Annotated in this window: 19 protein-coding genes; 7 read left to right on the top strand and 12 right to left on the bottom strand. The window is 67.3% G+C overall.

The window, feature by feature from the left end; translation table 11 throughout:
- Positions 1-4 precede the first annotated feature (4 nt).
- The 5 genes from phnK to phnG all read right to left on the bottom strand — a co-directional run bounded on the left by phnK (position 5) and on the right by phnG (position 3,991).
- The gene (phnK, locus tag LC066_RS15545) at positions 5-799 is read right to left on the bottom strand and encodes a phosphonate C-P lyase system protein PhnK (RefSeq protein WP_224900929.1); all 795 of its coding nucleotides are present in this window, start codon (positions 797-799) and stop codon (positions 5-7) included.
- A 31-nt stretch (positions 800-830) separates the two neighbouring features.
- Positions 831-1,712, bottom strand: a complete 882-nt coding sequence (locus LC066_RS15540; protein ID WP_263625123.1) for an alpha-D-ribose 1-methylphosphonate 5-phosphate C-P-lyase PhnJ — start codon at positions 1,710-1,712, stop codon at positions 831-833.
- 109 nt (positions 1,713-1,821) lie between these two features.
- The gene (locus tag LC066_RS15535; protein ID WP_224900839.1) at positions 1,822-2,931 is read right to left on the bottom strand and encodes a carbon-phosphorus lyase complex subunit PhnI; all 1,110 of its coding nucleotides are present in this window, start codon (positions 2,929-2,931) and stop codon (positions 1,822-1,824) included.
- Positions 2,931-3,509 (bottom strand): phosphonate C-P lyase system protein PhnH, encoded by a 579-nt coding sequence (gene phnH / locus LC066_RS15530; RefSeq protein ID WP_224900926.1) that lies wholly within the window; start codon positions 3,507-3,509, stop codon positions 2,931-2,933. Before phnH ends, LC066_RS15535 begins: the two co-directional genes overlap by 1 nt.
- Before the next feature lie 17 nt (positions 3,510-3,526).
- Complete coding sequence (phnG, locus tag LC066_RS15525) at positions 3,527-3,991, bottom strand: phosphonate C-P lyase system protein PhnG (protein ID WP_224900836.1); 465 nt, start codon at positions 3,989-3,991, stop codon at positions 3,527-3,529.
- Between the two features lie 106 nt (positions 3,992-4,097).
- Here phnG and phnF point away from each other — a divergent pair, with 106 nt between their 5' ends.
- Positions 4,098-4,841 (top strand): phosphonate metabolism transcriptional regulator PhnF, encoded by a 744-nt coding sequence (gene phnF / locus LC066_RS15520; protein WP_224900833.1) that lies wholly within the window; start codon positions 4,098-4,100, stop codon positions 4,839-4,841.
- A 129-nt stretch (positions 4,842-4,970) separates the two neighbouring features.
- Positions 4,971-6,155, top strand: coding sequence for an alpha-D-ribose 1-methylphosphonate 5-triphosphate diphosphatase (locus tag LC066_RS15515; RefSeq protein ID WP_224900831.1), 1,185 nt, complete (start codon positions 4,971-4,973; stop codon positions 6,153-6,155).
- A 139-nt stretch (positions 6,156-6,294) separates the two neighbouring features.
- On the opposite strand, the gene LC066_RS15510 is transcribed toward LC066_RS15515, so the two are convergent.
- The 5 genes from LC066_RS15510 to phnC form a co-directional block, all read right to left on the bottom strand.
- Positions 6,295-6,912, bottom strand: a complete 618-nt coding sequence (locus tag LC066_RS15510; protein WP_224900828.1) for a chloramphenicol acetyltransferase — start codon at positions 6,910-6,912, stop codon at positions 6,295-6,297.
- 124 nt (positions 6,913-7,036) lie between these two features.
- Positions 7,037-8,368, bottom strand: a complete 1,332-nt coding sequence (gene phnE, locus LC066_RS15505) for a phosphonate ABC transporter, permease protein PhnE (protein ID WP_224900825.1) — start codon at positions 8,366-8,368, stop codon at positions 7,037-7,039.
- On the bottom strand, positions 8,365-9,255 hold the full coding sequence (gene phnE / locus LC066_RS15500) for a phosphonate ABC transporter, permease protein PhnE (protein WP_224900822.1): 891 nt from the start codon (positions 9,253-9,255) through the stop codon (positions 8,365-8,367). Before phnE (LC066_RS15500) ends, phnE (LC066_RS15505) begins: the two co-directional genes overlap by 4 nt.
- 70 nt (positions 9,256-9,325) lie before the next feature.
- Positions 9,326-10,228 carry a phosphonate ABC transporter substrate-binding protein gene (gene phnD / locus LC066_RS15495; protein ID WP_085887160.1) on the bottom strand — a complete coding sequence of 301 codons (903 nt, stop codon included), beginning with the start codon at positions 10,226-10,228 and terminating at the stop codon, positions 9,326-9,328.
- Positions 10,229-10,295: 67 nt separating this feature from the next.
- Positions 10,296-11,117, bottom strand: a complete 822-nt coding sequence (gene phnC, locus LC066_RS15490; protein ID WP_224900819.1) for a phosphonate ABC transporter ATP-binding protein — start codon at positions 11,115-11,117, stop codon at positions 10,296-10,298.
- A gap of 457 nt (positions 11,118-11,574) precedes the next feature.
- Here phnC and LC066_RS15485 point away from each other — a divergent pair, with 457 nt between their 5' ends.
- Both LC066_RS15485 and LC066_RS15480 read left to right on the top strand, forming a co-directional pair.
- Positions 11,575-13,065, top strand: coding sequence for a sensor histidine kinase (locus tag LC066_RS15485; protein WP_224900816.1), 1,491 nt, complete (start codon positions 11,575-11,577; stop codon positions 13,063-13,065).
- A 3-nt stretch (positions 13,066-13,068) separates the two neighbouring features.
- Positions 13,069-13,488 carry a response regulator gene (locus LC066_RS15480; RefSeq protein WP_224900813.1) on the top strand — a complete coding sequence of 140 codons (420 nt, stop codon included), beginning with the start codon at positions 13,069-13,071 and terminating at the stop codon, positions 13,486-13,488.
- Between the two features lie 402 nt (positions 13,489-13,890).
- Here LC066_RS15480 and LC066_RS15475 read toward each other — a convergent pair whose 3' ends face one another.
- Positions 13,891-14,610: a response regulator gene (locus tag LC066_RS15475; RefSeq protein ID WP_224900810.1), complete on the bottom strand. Its 720-nt coding sequence runs from the start codon at positions 14,608-14,610 to the stop codon at positions 13,891-13,893.
- A gap of 189 nt (positions 14,611-14,799) precedes the next feature.
- Between LC066_RS15475 and LC066_RS15470 the strand changes: the two genes are divergently transcribed.
- The 3 genes from LC066_RS15470 (at position 14,800) to hisH (ending at position 17,147) form a co-directional block, all read left to right on the top strand.
- Positions 14,800-15,660 carry a sensor histidine kinase gene (locus LC066_RS15470; protein WP_224900807.1) on the top strand — a complete coding sequence of 287 codons (861 nt, stop codon included), beginning with the start codon at positions 14,800-14,802 and terminating at the stop codon, positions 15,658-15,660.
- Between the two features lie 192 nt (positions 15,661-15,852).
- Positions 15,853-16,440: an imidazoleglycerol-phosphate dehydratase HisB gene (hisB, locus tag LC066_RS15465; RefSeq protein ID WP_224900804.1), complete on the top strand. Its 588-nt coding sequence runs from the start codon at positions 15,853-15,855 to the stop codon at positions 16,438-16,440.
- Positions 16,441-16,502: 62 nt separating this feature from the next.
- Positions 16,503-17,147, top strand: coding sequence for an imidazole glycerol phosphate synthase subunit HisH (gene hisH / locus LC066_RS15460; RefSeq protein WP_224900801.1), 645 nt, complete (start codon positions 16,503-16,505; stop codon positions 17,145-17,147).
- A 4-nt stretch (positions 17,148-17,151) separates the two neighbouring features.
- On the opposite strand, the gene LC066_RS15455 is transcribed toward hisH, so the two are convergent.
- Positions 17,152-17,661: a hypothetical protein gene (locus tag LC066_RS15455; RefSeq protein ID WP_224900799.1), complete on the bottom strand. Its 510-nt coding sequence runs from the start codon at positions 17,659-17,661 to the stop codon at positions 17,152-17,154.
- Positions 17,662-17,743: the final 82 nt, after the last annotated feature.

Genomic DNA, 17,743 nt, shown 5'->3' with positions numbered 1-17,743 from the left:
CTCCTCAGACCTGCAGAACCGAGCTGACCAGCAGCTGGGTGTAGGCGTGTTGCGGGTCGTCCAGCACCTGGTCGGTCAGGCCGGTTTCGACCACATGGCCGGATTTCATCACCATCAGCCGGTCCGCCAGCAGGCGCACCACGGCCAGATCATGGGTCACGATGATGGCCGACAGGCCCATCTCTCGCACCAGCCCGCGCAAGAGATCCAGCAGACGCGCCTGCACGCTGACGTCGAGGCCGCCCGTGGGTTCATCCATGAAGACCAGCCGCGGCCCGGTCACCAGGTTGCGCGCGATCTGCAACCGTTGACGCATGCCACCCGAAAAGGCCTTGGGCCGGTCATCCATCCGGTCGGCGGCGATTTCCACCCGGCCCAGCCAGTCCTCGGCCTTGGCTCGGATGTCGCCGTAGTGGCGCGCGCCCAGCCCCATAAGGCGTTCGCCCACGTTGCCGCCGGCGCTGACGTTCATGCGCAGCCCCTCATGGGCGTGCTGATGCACGAAGGCCCAGTCGGTACGCCCCAGCATGCGCCGCTCCGGCTCGCTCATCGTCACGGTATCGACCATCTGGCCCGCGCGGTCGAACAGCACCCGGCCCGTGTCGGGCGCCAGGTGGCCCGCCAGGCAGTTCAGCAGGGTCGTCTTGCCCGAGCCGCTTTCGCCCACGATGCCCATCACCTCGCCCGGGTAGAGGTCAAAGGAAACCTCCTCGCAGCCGATCCGCCCGCCGTAGTATTTCGCCAGCCCCTCGACCGTCAGCAGCGGCCGGTCGGTGGCGCCTGCGCGGTCCTCGATCATGTCCTTCATCGTCTCACTCTCCGTTCCGCGCTCAGGCGGCGTTCTCGGCCACGCCGAGAGGCCCCAGGTGCCCCGCCGCGCGACGTTCGCCGCAGAAATCCGTGTCCGAACAGACGAACATCCGCCCGCCCGCATCATCGGTGATCACCTCGTCGAGATAGCTTTCCTCCGCTCCGCACAGGTCGCAGCAATGCTCGGCCCGCATCCGGGTGAAGGGGTAGTCCTCGAAATCGAGGCTCACGACCTCGCAATAGGGCGGCAGGGCGTAGATCCGCTGTTCCCGGCCCGCGCCAAACAGCTGAATGCCCGCCATTTCAAGCTTGGGATTGTCGAACTTCGGGATCGGGCTGGGGTCCATCACGTACCGCCCCTCCACCTTCACCGGATAGGCATAGGCGGTGGCGATCTCGCCGTGGCGCGCGATGTCTTCGTAGAGCTTGACGTGCATCAACCCGTATTCCTCCAGCGCGTGCATCTTGCGCGTCTCCACCTCCGAGGGTTCGAGGAAGCGCAGCGGTTCGGGAATCGGCACCTGGTAGACCAGCACCTGGCCCTCGGTCAGGTCCCGTTCCGGGATCCGGTGGCGGGTCTGGATGACGGTGGCCTCGGCGGTTTTCTCCGTGGTCTCGACCTGCGCCACCTTCTCGAAGAAGCGCCGGATGGAGACGGCGTTGGTGGTGTCATCCGCCCCCTGGTCGATCACCTTGAACCGGTCCTCGGGCACCATGATGGCCGCCGAGATCTGCACGCCGCCGGTGCCCCAGCCATAGGGCATGGGCATCTCTCGGCTGGCGAAAGGAACCTGATAGCCCGGGATCGCCAGCGCCTTCAGCAGCGCGCGGCGGATCATCCGCTTGGTCTGTTCGTCGAGGTAGGCGAAATTGTACTCGCCCGCGATCTGTTCCACGCTCATGCGCCTTGCTCCCGGGCCAGAGACGCCACGCGCCCTGCCCCCATACGTTGGCTGAAAATACTCTCGCCGAAGGCTTCGGCCCGGCACGGGCCGAAAATGCGATTGCCGTTCATTCCGCCGCCTCCCGCCTCACGCCCTGCTGCGCCGCATCCGCCTCGCGGCGGATCTTGCGCACCAGTTCCAGTTCCGACTGGAAGTCGACGTAGTGGGGCAGCTTGATGTGTTCGAGGAAGCCCGTCGCCTGGATGTTATCCGAATGGTACAGAACGAATTCCTCGTCCTGCGCCGGTGCGCCCTTGTCGTCCTCGCCCAGCTCCTTCCAGCGCAGCGCCCGGTCGACCAGCGCCATCGAGATCGCTTTGCGCTCCGTCTGGCCGAAGACCAGGCCGTAGCCCCGGGTGAACTGCGGCGGCTCGGATTTGCTGCCCAGGAACTGGTTCACGGTCTCGCATTCGGTCAGGGTGATCTCGCCCACTTCGATGGCAAAGCCCAGCTCGGGAATTTCGGCCTCGACCGGGACGGCGCCGATGCGCAGCTCGCCCACGAAGGGGTGGTTCTTGGCGTAGCCCCGCTGGGTGGAATAGGCCATCGACAGGACGAAGCCCTCGTCACCCCGGGTCAGCGCCTGCAGGCGCAGCGGGCGGTCGGCGGGCAGCTCCAGCGGCTCGCGCGTCAGGTCGCCGGGCTGATCGGCCTGCGCCGCGGGCGGCACCTCATCCTGGATCAGACCTTCGCGGTTCAGGAACTCCGTCACCCGGGGCATCACCGGATGCTCGGCCGCCTCCGTCGGGGCCTCGGGGCGCTCCAGCCCTTCCGCCTCCAGCGCGAAGTCCAGCAGACGGTGGGTATAATCAAACGTCGGGCCCAGCACCTGCCCCCCCGGCACATCCTTGAAGGTGGCCGAGATGCGCCGGTCACAGGCCATAGCCCCGGTGTCCACGGGCTGCGAATAGCCGAAGCGCGGCAGGGTCGTGCGATAGGCGCGGATCAGGAAGATCGCCTCGATCAGGTCCCCCCGCGCCTGCTTGATCGCCAGCGCCGCCAGGTCGGGATCGTAGAGCGACCCCTCGGCCATCACCCGGTTCACGGCCAGCGCCAGCTGTTCGCGGATCTGCGCCACCGACAGTTCGGTGACCGACACATCGCCCCGGCGTTCGTCCTCCAGCCACTCATGGGCCTTGTCGATGGCCTTCTCGCCACCTTTCACTGCCACATACATCAGGCAAGCTCCCCTTCGGCAACGCGGGTGGTGCGCGGCAGCGCCCAGAGGGTCGCGCCGTCGCAGAAATAGAAATCCAGCCCCAGCGGGAAGAGCGCCCGGTTGGCCCGGAACGGGCCCACGGCGGGCAGCTCGGCCCGGCGGCTCTCCTTGATCCCAGGCCCGGCCAGCGTCACCGGCTGGGCCGCAAAGGCGCCGTCGACGATCAGCGTGGCGCTGCGGTCGGGGTACTCGGCGGTGCCGATGGCGTATTGGCCCAGTTCGCCCAGAGCCTCCCAGGTGCCCAGCCCGAAGGCCGCCTCGCCCGGCCCGACCAGCGGCGCCCCGCAGTGGAAGGTGATCCAGTCGCGCACCTCCGGCCGGTCATGATCGCCTGCCAGATGCACCGGCGTTTCCGGATCGCACAGGACCAGCAGCAGGGTCGCCGCCGCCGGGCTGACCGGCGCGGGCGCCGTGCCCAGATCGCCCAGCTCCTGCACCTCGCCAGGGCGCGCCATGACCTCCAGCGCCGCGCGGAAGGCACGGGCCGACTGGCGTGGCGCATCCTCGAAGCCGCCCGTCAGGGCCTCGCTTGCCATTGCTCCGTTTCGGGTCATCAGTCTTCCCCCCGTACCATGGTGAAGAAATCCACCTTCGTCTGATCGGCCCTGGCGGCTCGCGCGGCCCGGGCCGCCGTCATCTCGGCCTCTAGCGGATCCAGCAGCTCGGCCCGCAGGCGCGGGGCATCGGCGCCCTGCATGCCCGCATCGACCAGCGCGGCGATCTCGGCCTTCTTGCGATCCCGGCCCTGCACCATGGCATGGCCGACTGCCCCCGCCTCGGTCTTCAGCGCACAGCGCGTCACGCTCATCTCGCCCAGGTTGAAGGCCGCACCCGTGCCCCCGGCCCGACCGCGCACCATCACGCCGCCGACCTCCGGCGCGCGCAGCCAGGTGAACCCCGCCTCACGCCCCGCCTCGGCCCAAAGCGCCACCAGCCGCGCCGCCGGCGCCTTCGCCAGAAGCGACATCCAGGCTTTCCGGGCCGCCTCCTCTTCCGTCAATTCCCGCCGTTCCGACATTAGACACCTTGCAGATTTGTCTAGCTTACTATACAACTAGACAAATCTATAGACAGCCGCCCCGAGTCGCACAAGGCCGGGCGCCCCGCAACAGGATGAAACTTTCATGACGCCTGCCGATGGCTCCCCGCCCCGCAAGACCCCGCTATGGCGCTCCATCGCGGATGCGCTGACCAATGACATCGCCTCGGGCCGCTACCGCCCCGGCGACCGTCTTCCGACGGAGGCGGAGCTGTCGGCCCGCTTCGGCGTCAACCGCCACACGGTGCGGCGCGGGCTGGCGGCGCTGGCGGAGGCCGGGCTGACCCACGCCCGGCGCGGTGCGGGCGTCTTCGTGGCGCAAAGCCCCACGGACTACCCGATCGGGCGCCGCGTCCGCTTTCACCAGAACATCCGCGCCGCCGGGCGACTGCCGGCGAAGAAGCTGCTGCTGGTGGAAACCCGCGCCGCCGACCCGCGCGAGGCGGAGGTGCTGCGCCTTGCGCCGGGCACCGAGGTTCTGGCGACCGAGGGCATTTCGCTGGCCGACGACCAGCCCGTCGCGCTCTTCCGCTCGATCTTTCCGGTGACCCGCCTGCCCGGCCTGCCGGACAGCCTGGCGCGGCTGTCGTCGATCACCCTGGCGCTGCGCGACAACGGCATCCCCGACTACACCCGCGCCTGGACGCGGATCACCGCCAAGCTGGCCAATGCCCATCAGGCGGTGCAGCTGCAGCTGCGCGAAGGCGACCCGATCCTGCGCACCACCTCCCTGAACGTCGACCCCGACGGCCAGCCGCTGGAATACGGGCGCACCTGGTTCTCCGGCGATCGCGTCACCCTGACCCTGGGGGAGGAGGACGAGCCATGATCCCGCCAGGCTCGATCCAAAGCTGTAATCACGGCGATTTCAGCCGGATTTGATGGATTTAGCGGCCCAACGTCACGCCGCCGATACAATCAGAGGTTATCCACAGCAAACAAAACGTCGAGCAGAGCCATGCCCCATACCTTGCCCAGCCTGCGCCTGACCGGCGCAACCATCCTGCGTGACGGCGCCCTTCAGGACCGCTCCGTCGCCTTTGCCGAGGGCCGGATCACCCGTGGCCCCCTGCCGGAGGTGGACCTGACCGGCTACCTGGTGCTGCCGGGGATCATCGACCTGCATGGCGACGCGTTCGAACGCCACATGGCCCCGCGCCCGACGGCCCCCTTCCCCCTGGCGACAGGGCTGCGCGCCACTGATCGCGACGCGGCCGCCAATGGCATCACCACCGCCTGGCTGGCGCAAAGCTGGTCCTGGGAGGGCGGCCACCGCAGCCCCGACTTCGCCCTGTCCCTGCTTGACGCGCTGGAGGCCTACCGCGCCGACCACGCCCTGACCGACCTGCGCGTGCAGATCCGCTGCGAGACCCACACCGCCGAGACGGAGGCGCGGCTGCTCGATGCCGTGCGCCGCTACGGGATCGACTACGTGGTGTTCAACAACCACCTCGACGAAGCCGCACAGATGATGGAAGGCGGCCGCGAGGACCTGCTGATCGCCGCGCGCAAGGCTGGCCGCAGCCCGCAGGACCACATGAAGATCCTCCAGGACGCCAAGCGCCAGGCGCGCGAGGTGCCGCGCTATCTCTGCCGGCTGGCGGAACAGTTCGACGGCATGGGCGTGACCTACGGCAGCCACGACGACCCCGATGGCGAGACGCGTGAGACCTTCTCGATGATCGGCGCCAAGATCTGCGAATTTCCCACCGCGCGCTCGGCGGCGGCCCTGGCCCGCGCCGTGGGCGACCCGATCCTGATGGGCGCCCCCAACGTGGTGCGTGGCGGTTCGCAGTCGGGCAATATCGCCGCGGTGGAATTGATCCGCGCGGGCCTCTGCGATGCGCTGGTGTCGGATTACTACTACCCGGCACTGCACCAGGCAGCCTTCGCCCTGGCCGACAGCGGGCTGCTGCCCCTGCCCGCCGCCTGGGACATGATCTCGGCCCGCCCGGCGGAGATCCTGCGCCTGCCCGACCGGGGCCGCCTGCAACCGGGGCTGCGCGCCGACATGGTGGTCATCAACCAGCAGACCCGCGCCATCGAGGCGACGATCTCGGCTGGGCGTATCACCCACCTGGCCGGCGAGGCCGCGCATCGCTTCACCGCCCTGCCGCAAGGCACGGCCATGGCCGCCGAATAGGCCTCCGGCTCCGGTCCGCCTTCCAGATTCCCCGCGCCTGGCGCCGCCCGGGGTGCCCGGCCCTGTATTCTCTTTGCCGAAAACATCCCAAGGGTAACAGTCATCCCCTCTCCGCCCAATAGAGGCGGCCCGCACGCGCTCAGCCCTCGTATTTCTCCAGAAAGGCCTCGGCGCTCAGCGCCCGAAAATCCTCCAGGCGCGCGCGCAGGGTGGCGTGATCCCAATCCCACCAGGCCAGGGCGATCAGCCGATCTGCCACCGCCTCGGGCTGGCGCCGACGCAGCACCCGGGCGGGCGTGCCCGCGACGATGGTGTAAGGCGCCACATCCTTGGTCACCACGGCGCCGGCGGCCACCACGGCCCCGTCGCCCAGCGTGACCTCGGGCTTGATCATCGCGCCATTGCCGATCCATGTATCATGCCCGACGCGAGCGCGCCGCGACCGGCGATGCTCGAAGAAGGCCGTGTCGTTTTCCACGTCGTCCCAGTAGTCGGCGGAGCGGTAGAGGAAGTGATGGCAGGCGGCGGTGTCCAGCGGGTGATCCGTCGCGCCGATCCGGGTGAAGGCGGCGATATTGGCAAACTTGCCGATGGTCGCGTTGGCCACATCGGCGTAGCGGTCGCAATAGCTGTAGTCGCCGAAACTGGAATGCGCGACGCGGCTGCCCCGCCCGATCTCGACATAGCGGCCCAAAGTGGTCTCGGTCAGCTCCACATCCGGATGCAAATAGGGGGTTTCGGCGGTCAGTCGGGCCATGGAGTGTCCTTTGGAAGAAGTCAGGGCGCAGGCCTCGACCCGCGCCCATCCGTGATGTCATTGCGTCCAGCAAAGCTGCAAAGCGGGCAGTTTGCAAAGGTGATCGGGGCCAGCGGCGGCAGGGTCAGTGTCCGCCGTCGTCGCCCTTGATCAGCTTGCGCCGCAGCCAGCCGGAGAAGCTGTCCATGGCGAAGACCAGCATCACCACCAGGATGATGTAGTAGGTCACCTCTTCCCAGTCCTTCTGGGTGATCATCGCCTGGGTCAGCAAGAGCCCGATGCCGCCGCCGGTGATCGCGCCGATGATGGTGGCCGAGCGGGTGTTGCTTTCGAAGAAGTACAGCACCTGGCTCAGCAGCACCGGCGTCACCTGCGGGATCACCCCGAAGCGATACCGTTGCACCGGCTTCGCCCCGGTGGAGCGGATGCCCTCGATCTGCTTGTCATCGACGTTTTCCAGCGCCTCGGAGAACATCTTGCCGAAGGACCCGGTGTCGGTCAGCAGGATCGCCAGCGCGCCGGTCATCGGCCCGGGGCCGAAGGCGCGGGACAGCACGATCGTCCAGATCAGCGCATCCACCCCGCGGCAGAGGTCGAAGATACGGCGGAAGAACTGCCGCACCAGCATCAGCGGCGTGAAGTTGCGCGCCGCCAGGAAGGCCAGCGGCAGCGCCACGATGGCCGCGCCGAAGGTGCCGAGGAAGGCCATCAGCAGCGTCTCGAACAGGGCCCAAGCCACGTCGGCATGCCGCCACATGTTGTTCTGCCAGAAGTCATGCCAGATCGCCCCGGCCTCGCCGGAGGTGGCCCGCGACAGCAGCTCGCCGGCGCTCAGCCCGTGATAGGGGCTGTCGAGGGTGAAGAAGAAGAGCTCCCACCCGGTGAAATAGCGGAAGACCTCGGTGCGGTTGCGGGTGATCGTCACCCGGCCGGCGTCGGTCACCACCATCACGCGGTTGCGCGCCGCGGAAATGTAGTCGGGCATCGGGCCATCGGGATAGGTGGCCTCCACCCCCCGCCCCTCGGACCTGGCGCTGATCGTGCCATAGCCGGGGATGTCGTATTCCACGTGGTCGGGGTAGTAGCGCACCTCGTGGCCCTCGGGCATCTCGACCGTGGTCACGTCGCCATCGACGGTCACCCAGTCGGGCCGCTCACCCTCGGGGTATTCGCCCTTGCGCTCCCCCTCGATGGCATAGCTCATCTCGCCGGTGCGGTTGTCGCGTTCGACGTGGGTCTTGTAGCTGTAGATGTCGCGCATCAGGATCGCGCCGTTTTCCGGGCGCGCCCGGTCGATCAGCCCGGGGAGATCGAAGGCGAAGAAGGCGTAGACGAGATAGAGCAGCACCAGCCCCGGCAGGCCGAAGGACCACAGCCGCTTGGTGCGGAACATCGCATCGGCGCGGGTCTTCAGGCTGTCGGTGGGGGCGGTGTGGATGTCGGATGCCATGGTCATGCCAGCACCTCCTCCTTGCGGCCATGGGTCAGCCGGTCACGGAAATGGCTGCCGATCTGGTCGACGGCCACGATGGTCACGAAGAGCAGCAGGAAGATCGCCGCGGCCTCGTCGTAGCGACCGATCCCCCAGGCCATGGCGTTCTTCAGCTCATACCCGATGCCGCCGGCGCCGACGAAGCCCAGGATGGCCGAGGCGCGGATGTTGATCTCGAACCGCAAGAGCGCGTAGCTGAGGTAGTTGGGCGCCACCTGCGGCATCACCCCCAGCACCATGCGCTGCGTCCAGCTGGCACCGACGGAGGTCAGCCCCTCGACCGGTTTCAGCGAGGCGTTCTCGTTCACCTCGGAGAAGAGCTTGCCGAGCGCGCCGACGGTGTGGAAGGCGATGGCGATCATCGCCGGAACCGGACCACCGCCCAGCACGAAGATCAAAACCAGGGCGATGACGATTTCGGGCACCGCGCGCATCACGTCCATCATGCGGCGCCACAGCGGGATCAGCCGCGGCCAGCGGGCCAGGCCCCGGGTCGCCAGCATCGACAGCAGGATGCCACCCGCGGCCCCGATCAGCGTAGAAACCGCAGCAATGTTGATCGTTTCCACCAGGGCGGGGAAATATTTCACCAGGTTCGCGGGCAGGTCGGTGATCTTCTCCGCCGCCTCGGACATGACGGCCGCGGGGAAGGCTCCCAGCTGATGCAGCCCGTCCCAGAACCCGCCGGCATTGCGGGCGTCGGCGGTGATGAAGCCGCTGGCCATCAAGGCCACGAAGACCGCAAGGATCATGCCCCCGTAAAGGCGTTTGCGGCGCGTCTGCGCCATGTAGCTTTCGCGGATCTGGGCCGAGGAGGATCCCCCTGCGCCCGAAGCGGTCTGATCTGCCATGGAAGGTCCCGTCATGGGGGGAAACAAAGAGAAAGGGCCCGCACGCGGCGGGCCCTTTCGGAGGGGTTCATCAGTTGTTGATGACCGAGCGGCGTGCCGCGACGATGGATTCGTACTCGGCATGGGTCACCGGGATGAAGTCCTTCGCGTCGCCGGCGGCCACACCGTAGGCGCAGGTGGGATCTTCTTCCCACAGGTCGGCGGTCAGCTGGGTGACGGCATCCTTGACGTCCTGCGGCAGGGCCTTGCGCAGCACGAAGGGACCTTCGGGGATGATGTTCGACTGCCAGATCTGCACCAGGTCGTTCATGTCGACCAGGCCCGCGTCCACCGCGCGACGCAGGGCGCCGGAGTTGAAGCCGTCTTCCCAGTTGCCCAGGCCGTCGGCCCAGGTCACGCCGGCGTCAACGTCGCCGTTGTTGACCGCGACGATGGTCTGTTCGTGGCCGCCGGTGAAGACGACATCACCGAAGAACTCACCCGGCTCCATCGGGAAGCCAGCGGCAGCGATCTCGACCGAGGGGATCAGGTAGCCGGAGGTGGAGTTCGGGTCACCAAAGCCGAATTTCTTGCCTTCCAGGTCGGCCAGCTCGGTCACGCCGCTGTCGACGCGGGCAAAGCCGATGGAGTAGTAGCCGATGGAGCCGTCGAGGTTCTGCTTCACCAGCACCGGCTCGACCGCGTCGGCGTCGGCGATGTAGGTGCCGGCGTAGGAGGAGGCGCCCATCCAGGCCGCGTCGATGGTGCCGCCCAGCAGGCCCTGCATCACGCCGTTGTAGTCTGCGGGGGTGAAGACCTGGACCGGCACGCCAAGCGCATCGGAGATCTTGTCGGCATAGCACTCGTTGTTGGCCATGCGGTCCTGGGCGTTCTCGCCGCCGAGGATGCCGAGACGGAATTCGGAGATTTCCTGGGCCTGGGCAACGCCGGCCAGGGCGGTGGTGGCCAGCGCGGCCGCGATCAGTTTTTTCATCTTACAAGCTCCTTGGATTGGCCCCGGCAATCCCTTGCTCCCCGGGGCAGACGAAACGTGGGGTTGGTCAGGCGGTCACCTTCGCCAGCGCGGCCTTGGCGGCGCTGCGGTCGATGGTGTCGATCTCGGTCGAGGTGGCCTCTTCCGAGAAAGTGGCGTCGGCGCCGTAGATCTCGCGCGCCATGTCTGTGGTCAGCTGTTCGGGCAGGCCGTCGAAGACGATGCGCCCGGCCCGCATCCCGATCACCCGGTCGCAATAGCGCCGCGCGGTATCCAGGGTGTGCAGGTTGGCGATGACCATGCGGCCGTCTTCCTCGTGGATGCGGCGCAGGGCGTCCATCACCACCTGGGCGTTCATCGGGTCGAGGCTGGCGATCGGTTCATCCGCCAGGATGATCTTCGGGTCCTGCATCAGGGCACGCGCGATCGCGACGCGCTGCTGCTGCCCCCCCGACAGCGCCTCGGCCCGCTTAGGCGCATGTTCGGCGATGCCCAGCCGGTCGAGGATGTCGATGGCGCGGTGGATGTCCTCGCTGGGATAGAGGTTGAACAGCGTCGAAAACGCCGAGCGGCGGTTCAGCGTGCCGTGCAGCACGTTCGACACCACGTCCATGCGCGGCACCAGGTTGAACTGCTGGAAGATCATGGCGCAATCGGCCTGCCAGGCGCGCTTGGCCGCGCCGGTCAGGCTGCTGACCTGGCGATCCTCGAAGGTGATGGTGCCCTCGCTGATGTCTTCCAGCCGGTTCAGCATGCGCAGCAGCGTGGACTTGCCGGCGCCGGAACGGCCGATCACGCCGATCATCATCGGCTTGTCGACGTGAATGGTTGCGCTGTCCACCGCGGTGTTGCGCCCGAATGTCTTTGTCAGTTTCTCGATGCGAAGCACGAAGTCATCCCCTAGGTCCTTGCGCCGGTCCTAGGGGGCTTCGAAAAAAGATTTGTATCGGGACGGTTAACTTTTTGTAACACCTGCCGGGTCGTGCCGTCCCGCTGCCTGAGGGCCGCTGCGGCCCCCGCCCGCTGCCTGATATGCCGACATTTCGAGTGACCTTTTGCTTCGCGGGCCTCCCCCGAACCGGTGAGGTTTAACACATCTTTCAATCGCTCTCCCTTAGGGTCTGGAGGCTGACTCCCGCGCTCCGCCGCGCCACGCCGGCACCGGGGATCCTGTCAGAGGGCGTGAAGAGGCGTCCGCTTACGCCGGCCGTGCGATGGCCGGCCCGCTGCCCCGGCGCGCATGACATTCAGGGTGAGGTGCCATGACCTATCACAGACCGGCTTCAGAAGGGTCCGGCCCCGCCTCCCCCGGGGGCCTCCCCCCGCCTGCACAGCCCGGCTGCACCATGTTGCAGGACGCGCACAGAGGCGCCGACGCCCTGTCGATGCAGGAACTTCAATCCCGCTACGATCTGGCGGTGGCTCTGTGTCCGGTGCCGGCGCTGATGGCCGATGTCGACGGTCGGATCCGTTGTGCCAATGCCGCGCTCTACCAGCTGTTCGGCCATGATCCCGGCAGCCTGACCGGTCAGGCGGTGGAGGTGCTGATCCCGCAAAGTTCCCGCGATCGTCACCCGATCCTGCGCGGCGCCTTCGCCCACCAGCCGGCGCAGCGCAGCATGGGCCAGGGCCGCGAGGTGTTCGGCCTGCACGTGGACGGCAGCTTGATCCCGGTGGAAATCGGCCTTTCGCCTGTCCCGCTGGGTGCGGAGACCGAGGTATTCACCACCGTCGTCGATATCAGCGAACGGCGCCTGAACGAACGCCGCCTACGTGAGGCGCTGGACGCCTCGGCCACCGCCATGGTGCTGGTGGCGCCCGACGGCACGATCGAGCTGGTCAACACCATGGCCTGCGAACTGCTGGGCGGCGCGCCACGCGATCTGGTCGGGCGCAACGTCGACAGTTTCGTCCCGCATCACATGCGGCTGCAGCACTCGGTCTTTCGCCAAAGCTACCTGTCGGCCCCCCGGCCCCGGGCCATGACCTCCGGACGTGAACTGAACGTCGTCGGCCTCGACGGTCATGCGACGCCGGTGCATGTCGCCCTCACGCCGATCAATGGTGTCGGCGGGCAGCGGATCATGGCCACGCTCGTCGATCTGACCGACATCCACGCCAAGGAGCAGGAGCTGCAGCGCCACAACGCCCGTCTGTCGGCCCTGAACGACGAGCTGACCCAGTTCGCCTATTCCGCCAGCCATGACCTGCGCGCCCCCCTGGCCACCATCGCCGGGCTGCTGGAGTTGTGCCTCGAAGACCTGGCCGCCGGCGAAACCGCCGAGACCCGGCGCTGCATCCAGGACGCCCTGACCACCGCGCGGCGCAATATAAACAAGGTCGAACAGGTCCTCACCCTTGCCCGGGCCGGGCTGGATGCCATTCCCGACGAACGGATCGACCTGGTCGCCACCGCCCAGGCGATCTGGGACGACATGTCATCGAAATGGACCACGCGCCCGGGCTTCACCATCGTCACCCGCGGCACCGCCTGGCTCCTGACCGAGCGTCCGACGCTGGAGACGATTATCGAAAATCTGCTGTCGAACGCGATCCGTTTCCGTGATCCGGCGAAGGCCAGTCACTGGATCGAACTTTGCTTCGACACCCGGAGCGGTACTCATCTGACCTTGCGGATCAGCGACAACGGAACCGGGATCGGCACCGCTGACAAGGGCCGCGTCTTCGAGATGTTCCGCCGCTCTGCGCGCAGTGATGGCCACGGCCTGGGCCTGGCCATCGTCCAGAAACACGTGCGCCGCCTGTCAGGGGACATCCGCCTCGACAGTTCTCCCGGCGGCAGTCGCTTCACCATCACACTTCCACTCAGGACCTGACCGATGATCCCCACTTTCATCGTCGATGATGTCGCTTCCGACCGCTATATCGCGCGCCGCCGCCTGGCCAAGAACGGCAACTTCCACCCGATCAGGGAATCGGCCGACGGGACGGAGTTTCTCGAACGCTTCTTCGCCGCCGATCGCCCCGCGCCGGACAAGGACACGCCGCCGGAGCTGATCCTGCTGGACATCAACATGCCGGAGCTTGACGGTTTCGAAACCATTGAGGAGCTGAAGCGTCGGCGTAGCGCGGCGGAGGCAGAGATGCAGATCGTGGCGCTCTTCTCTTCTTCGGACAACGAACGCGACCAGGAACGGTCGCAGCTGAGCGGGGTGGTCGAACATTTCTTCACCAAGCCGATCAGCGATGCCGCCATTGAAGAGATCCTGGAGACCTACCGCGCCCGCGGCTACCTGTGAGCGTGCCAGGTCGGTCGAAAGCTCCCGCAAGCGGGAAAGCGGACCTGGACCGCAGCCCAAGCAGGATTGCCGAAGCAACGATCACATACAGAGTCGCATGCAGACCCGCGATCAGCGTGGCGCACCGCCCCATGCTGCGGCAGACCGCTGAAACTGGCCTAAGGCGTCGCTCTGATTGGTGGTGCCGAAGCAGCACCCCGTCCGCTGACGTGGGCCACCCGCGGTTCCGTGCCGCGTTTACAGGGCGGGCCCAAGCAACTTTTGCGGCCACTGTTGCGCCAGCCACTGACAGGCAACCAGTCTGCCGTGGCTTTGCCTGGTGGGACGGCGGCAAGTTGGGATGGCAGGAAGGGACGCCACGCCCTTGGGGCAGCGACGTTCAAGCGGCGACGGCCACCAGGCTCAATGCTTGCGGAAGACGAACTGCATCGCCGGATCGTCCAGCAGGTCTTCCCAGTCGCCAGACTTGTCTTCCGGGATCAGCCCGTAGGACCGCAGCATCTGCAGGGTAACCGCGCCGCCCTCCGGAGCCGTCGCATCGGGCACGCCGCGCGACAGTTCTTCACGCACGATGGCGCGCATGGCGGCCACGATCTCCTCTCTTTGCGCTTCCAGCGCGGATTGCAGGTTCTGCTGGGCGACCCGGCTGCCCGCTTCCAGGGCGCGCAGGATCAGGGATTTCAGCGCGTCGCGGTCCAGATCCGTCTTCGCCTTGTAGTCGATGCAGCCGCTGCGGATCGCCTCCACCGCCACGTCATGCCGCGCCTCGCCGCTGATCATCACCACCGGCGCCTGGCCGTTCTTCTCGATCCCCCGCAGCATCTCCTGCGCGGCAAGGCCATCGCCGTCCGGCAGCAGGTAATCGATGAAGACGACGTGGTAGCGCCGGGCCTGCAGCATCTGGCGAAATTCCTCGATCCCGCTGGCGATGGACACCCGCACGGGCAGGTCCGTCGACCGGCAATCGCGCTGCAACTGCAAGGCGTCGAAACGGCTGTCGTCGAGCACCAGCACGTCGATCAGCGTCGGCTCCGGCTCGGCCGGCGTGGTCAGCAGCCCCGGCACCTCGGGAACATGAGGCGCCGCCGGCTCCCTGCGCGGTTCGTCCTGATGCGGCTCCATCTCCCGACTCCTTCTCGTCAAACGATATCCCGGGAAGAGCTTCCCCCTCCCGTCCTTGCCAAGCTGTTAAGGGGCACCTGCCAGACGCCTGAAATTCAAACGCAATTTTCGGCAATATCACTGCAGATCCCGGGTCCCAGCGCCGCCCCCATTAAGGGCTTGTTCGCCTGCGCCCCACATTCTGCGGGCATGACCGAAGACCCTCCTCCCCCCGACGCTCCGGCCGTCCAGACCGCCGGCCCCGGCCTTGCCAGGAACGACCCGGCCGATCGCGATCCGGCAGCCGGGATGGAGGAGTTCATCTACATCATCACCCATGATCTGCGTGCCAGTTTCCGTGCCTTCCACACGATCCCCGAATGGATCCGCGAGGACATGGGTCCCCTGCCGCCGGAACGTGAGGCCATCGTGGCGGAACACCTTGACCTGCTGACGACCCAGGCCGCCCGTGCGGACCGCATGCTGCTGGACCTGCGAGATTTCTCCCGCATCGGGCGCCTTGCCGACCCGATCGGGGCCCACCCGCTGGAGGAGGTGCTGGACCGTGCCAGCCAGATCTCGCCTTTCCCCGATCGGGCCAGCCTGCAGGTCACGGGCAGCGCGACCCTTACGGGGCCGGGCAATGAACTCGCCATGCTCTTCGCTGCACTGCTGTCCAATGCGGTCAAGCACCATGACCGCGACCAGGTACGGATCAGGCTGAGCCTGGCGGATGACGGCCCCCTCCTGCGCCTGACCCTGGACGATGACGGGCCCGGGATTCCCACCCGGTTCCGGGAGGCGGTCTTCGCCCCGTTGCGCACGCTGCGCCCGCGGGATCAATGCGAAGGGTCAGGCATGGGCCTGGCCATCGCGCGCAAGATCGTCACCCGCCTGGGCGGCGAGATTCACATCGCCCCGCCCGAGGATGCAGACCCTGAGGGCCCACGGCCTGCCAAGGCGACTGTGGAAACCGTCGTGGATCAGGCCACGGCGCCCCCCCGCGGCACGCGGGTGGTGTTCACCCTGCCCGGCCAGATGGAGGATCCGCCCCCGCCGCGGCTGAACTGATGCGACCGCCCCGCGCCCTGCCTGACGACCCAACGTCAACGCGCGGCTACCCTTCGAGGCCAGACTGTCCATCAAGCTCAGTCCGGCCATGGCGCCCGGTCGGCGCCACGCGCCTGGCCCGAGGCACCATGCGCCCCCTTCCCAAATCCCCCGCTCCCGGCCTATAAGCCCCCGGAAACTCCGGAGGCTTCCATGCGCAATGCCAAGGTCACCCGCTCGACCGCAGAAACCGACATTCACGTGGTCATCGACCTCGACGGCACCGGCCAGTACGAATGCGATACCGGCGTCGGGTTCTTCGACCACATGCTGGACCAGCTGTCGCGCCATTCGCTGATCGACATCACCGTGACCTGCAAGGGCGACACCTTTATCGACGACCATCATAGCGTCGAGGATGTGGGCATCGCGCTCGGCCAGGCCCTGACCAAGGCGCTTGGCGACAAGCGGGGCATCCGCCGCTATGGCGATTGCCACCTGGCGATGGACGACAGCCTGGTCCGCGCCGCCCTGGACCTGTCGGGCCGGCCCTTCCTGGTGTGGAACGTCGACTTCCCCACCGAGAAGATCGGCAGCTTCGACACCGAGCTGGTGCGCGAGTTCTTCCAGGCCTTCAGCACCCACGGCGGCATCACCCTGCATGTGGACAAGCTGCACGGCCTGAATTCGCACCATATCGCCGAGGCGGCCTTCAAGGCCGTGGCCCGCGCCCTGCGCACCGCCGTCGAAAGCGACCCGCGCAAGGCCGACGCCATCCCCTCGACCAAGGGCACGCTCTGACCCGCCCTTGACCCCGTTCCGCATCCGGGCCACGACAGGCCCGGATCACGAAAGGCGCCCCCATGCTCACCGTTCTCATCGACTACGAAAGCGGCAACCTGCACTCGGCCGAGAAGGCGTTCCAGCGCATGGCGCGGGAGGTCGGCGCGGGCGAGGTGATCGTGTCGGACCGCCCCGAGGACGTGGCGCGCGCCGACCGGATCGTGCTGCCCGGCGACGGGGCCTTCCCCGCCTGCCATGCGGCCCTGGCCGGTGCGGGCGCGGGCTCCGTGCTGGAGGCGCTGCGCGAGGCGGTCGAGGTGAAGGGCCGCCCCTTCATGGGCATCTGCGTCGGCATGCAGCTGATGGCACGCGTGGGTCACGAATACGAGGAATGCCCAGGGCTCGGCTGGATCGACGGCGAGGTGACGAAAATCCTCCCGGAGGATCCAAAGCTGAAGGTGCCGCACATGGGCTGGAACGATCTGGTCATCGATCGCCCCCACCCTGTGCTGGAGGGGATCGAAACCGGTCACCACGCCTATTTCGTGCACTCCTACCACATGAGCGTCGCCGACCCCGCGCAACTGATCGCCCACGTGGAGTATGGTCAGCCGGTCACGGCCATCGTCGGGCGCGACACGATGGTGGGAACGCAGTTCCACCCGGAAAAGAGCCAGGCCAACGGCCTGCGGCTGATCGCGAACTTCCTCAGCTGGAAACCCTGACCCCTCAGCCCGGCGCTTGCAGCCAATCTGCGATGTGCCCGGCGGCCTCTTCGGCCGACAGCGCCGTCACATCCAAAGCCAGCATGCGGTCCGCGCCGCAGGACAGCAGCGGCTTGCCCGCATCATGCTTGGCATCCGCATAGGCCGGATCGCGCGGCTTGCCTGCCCCGGCCCGCTCGGGCGCGGCCATGCGGCGACGGTTCTCGGCCCGATCGCAGGACAGGTTGACCACCGCCAAGCCGCCCCGGGCTGCCCCCAGGTGCCGGAGCCGGACCAGGTTTTCCTCGATCCAGGGATCGAGGGGCGGCCATCCAGCCAGCACATCGGTGAAAATAACCATCCGCCCGGGTGGCAGCGCCAGGATGCGGGGATCGACCACCGGCCAGACATCGCGGATGATGTCGAAATAGGCCTCCGACTTCGGCGTGGCGAGGGCGTAGGCCGGATTGTAGAGCGTGTGGATGTCCAGAAGCACCGCGCCAGTTCGGTCGGCCAGATGACGCGCGATGGTCAACTTGCCGACGCCCGGCTAACCGTTCAGAAGCAGGATCATGCTCTTTGCCCCCGGGTCGCGGTTTCAGACAGTCGGACAGGCT

The organism is Pseudooceanicola marinus (genome assembly GCF_020177265.1).
In the GTDB taxonomy this organism is placed as follows: Bacteria; Pseudomonadota; Alphaproteobacteria; order Rhodobacterales; family Rhodobacteraceae; genus Pseudooceanicola; species Pseudooceanicola marinus_A.
Note: the sequence above shows the minus strand (reverse complement) of the source record. Positions and strands in the feature narration are given on the sequence as shown.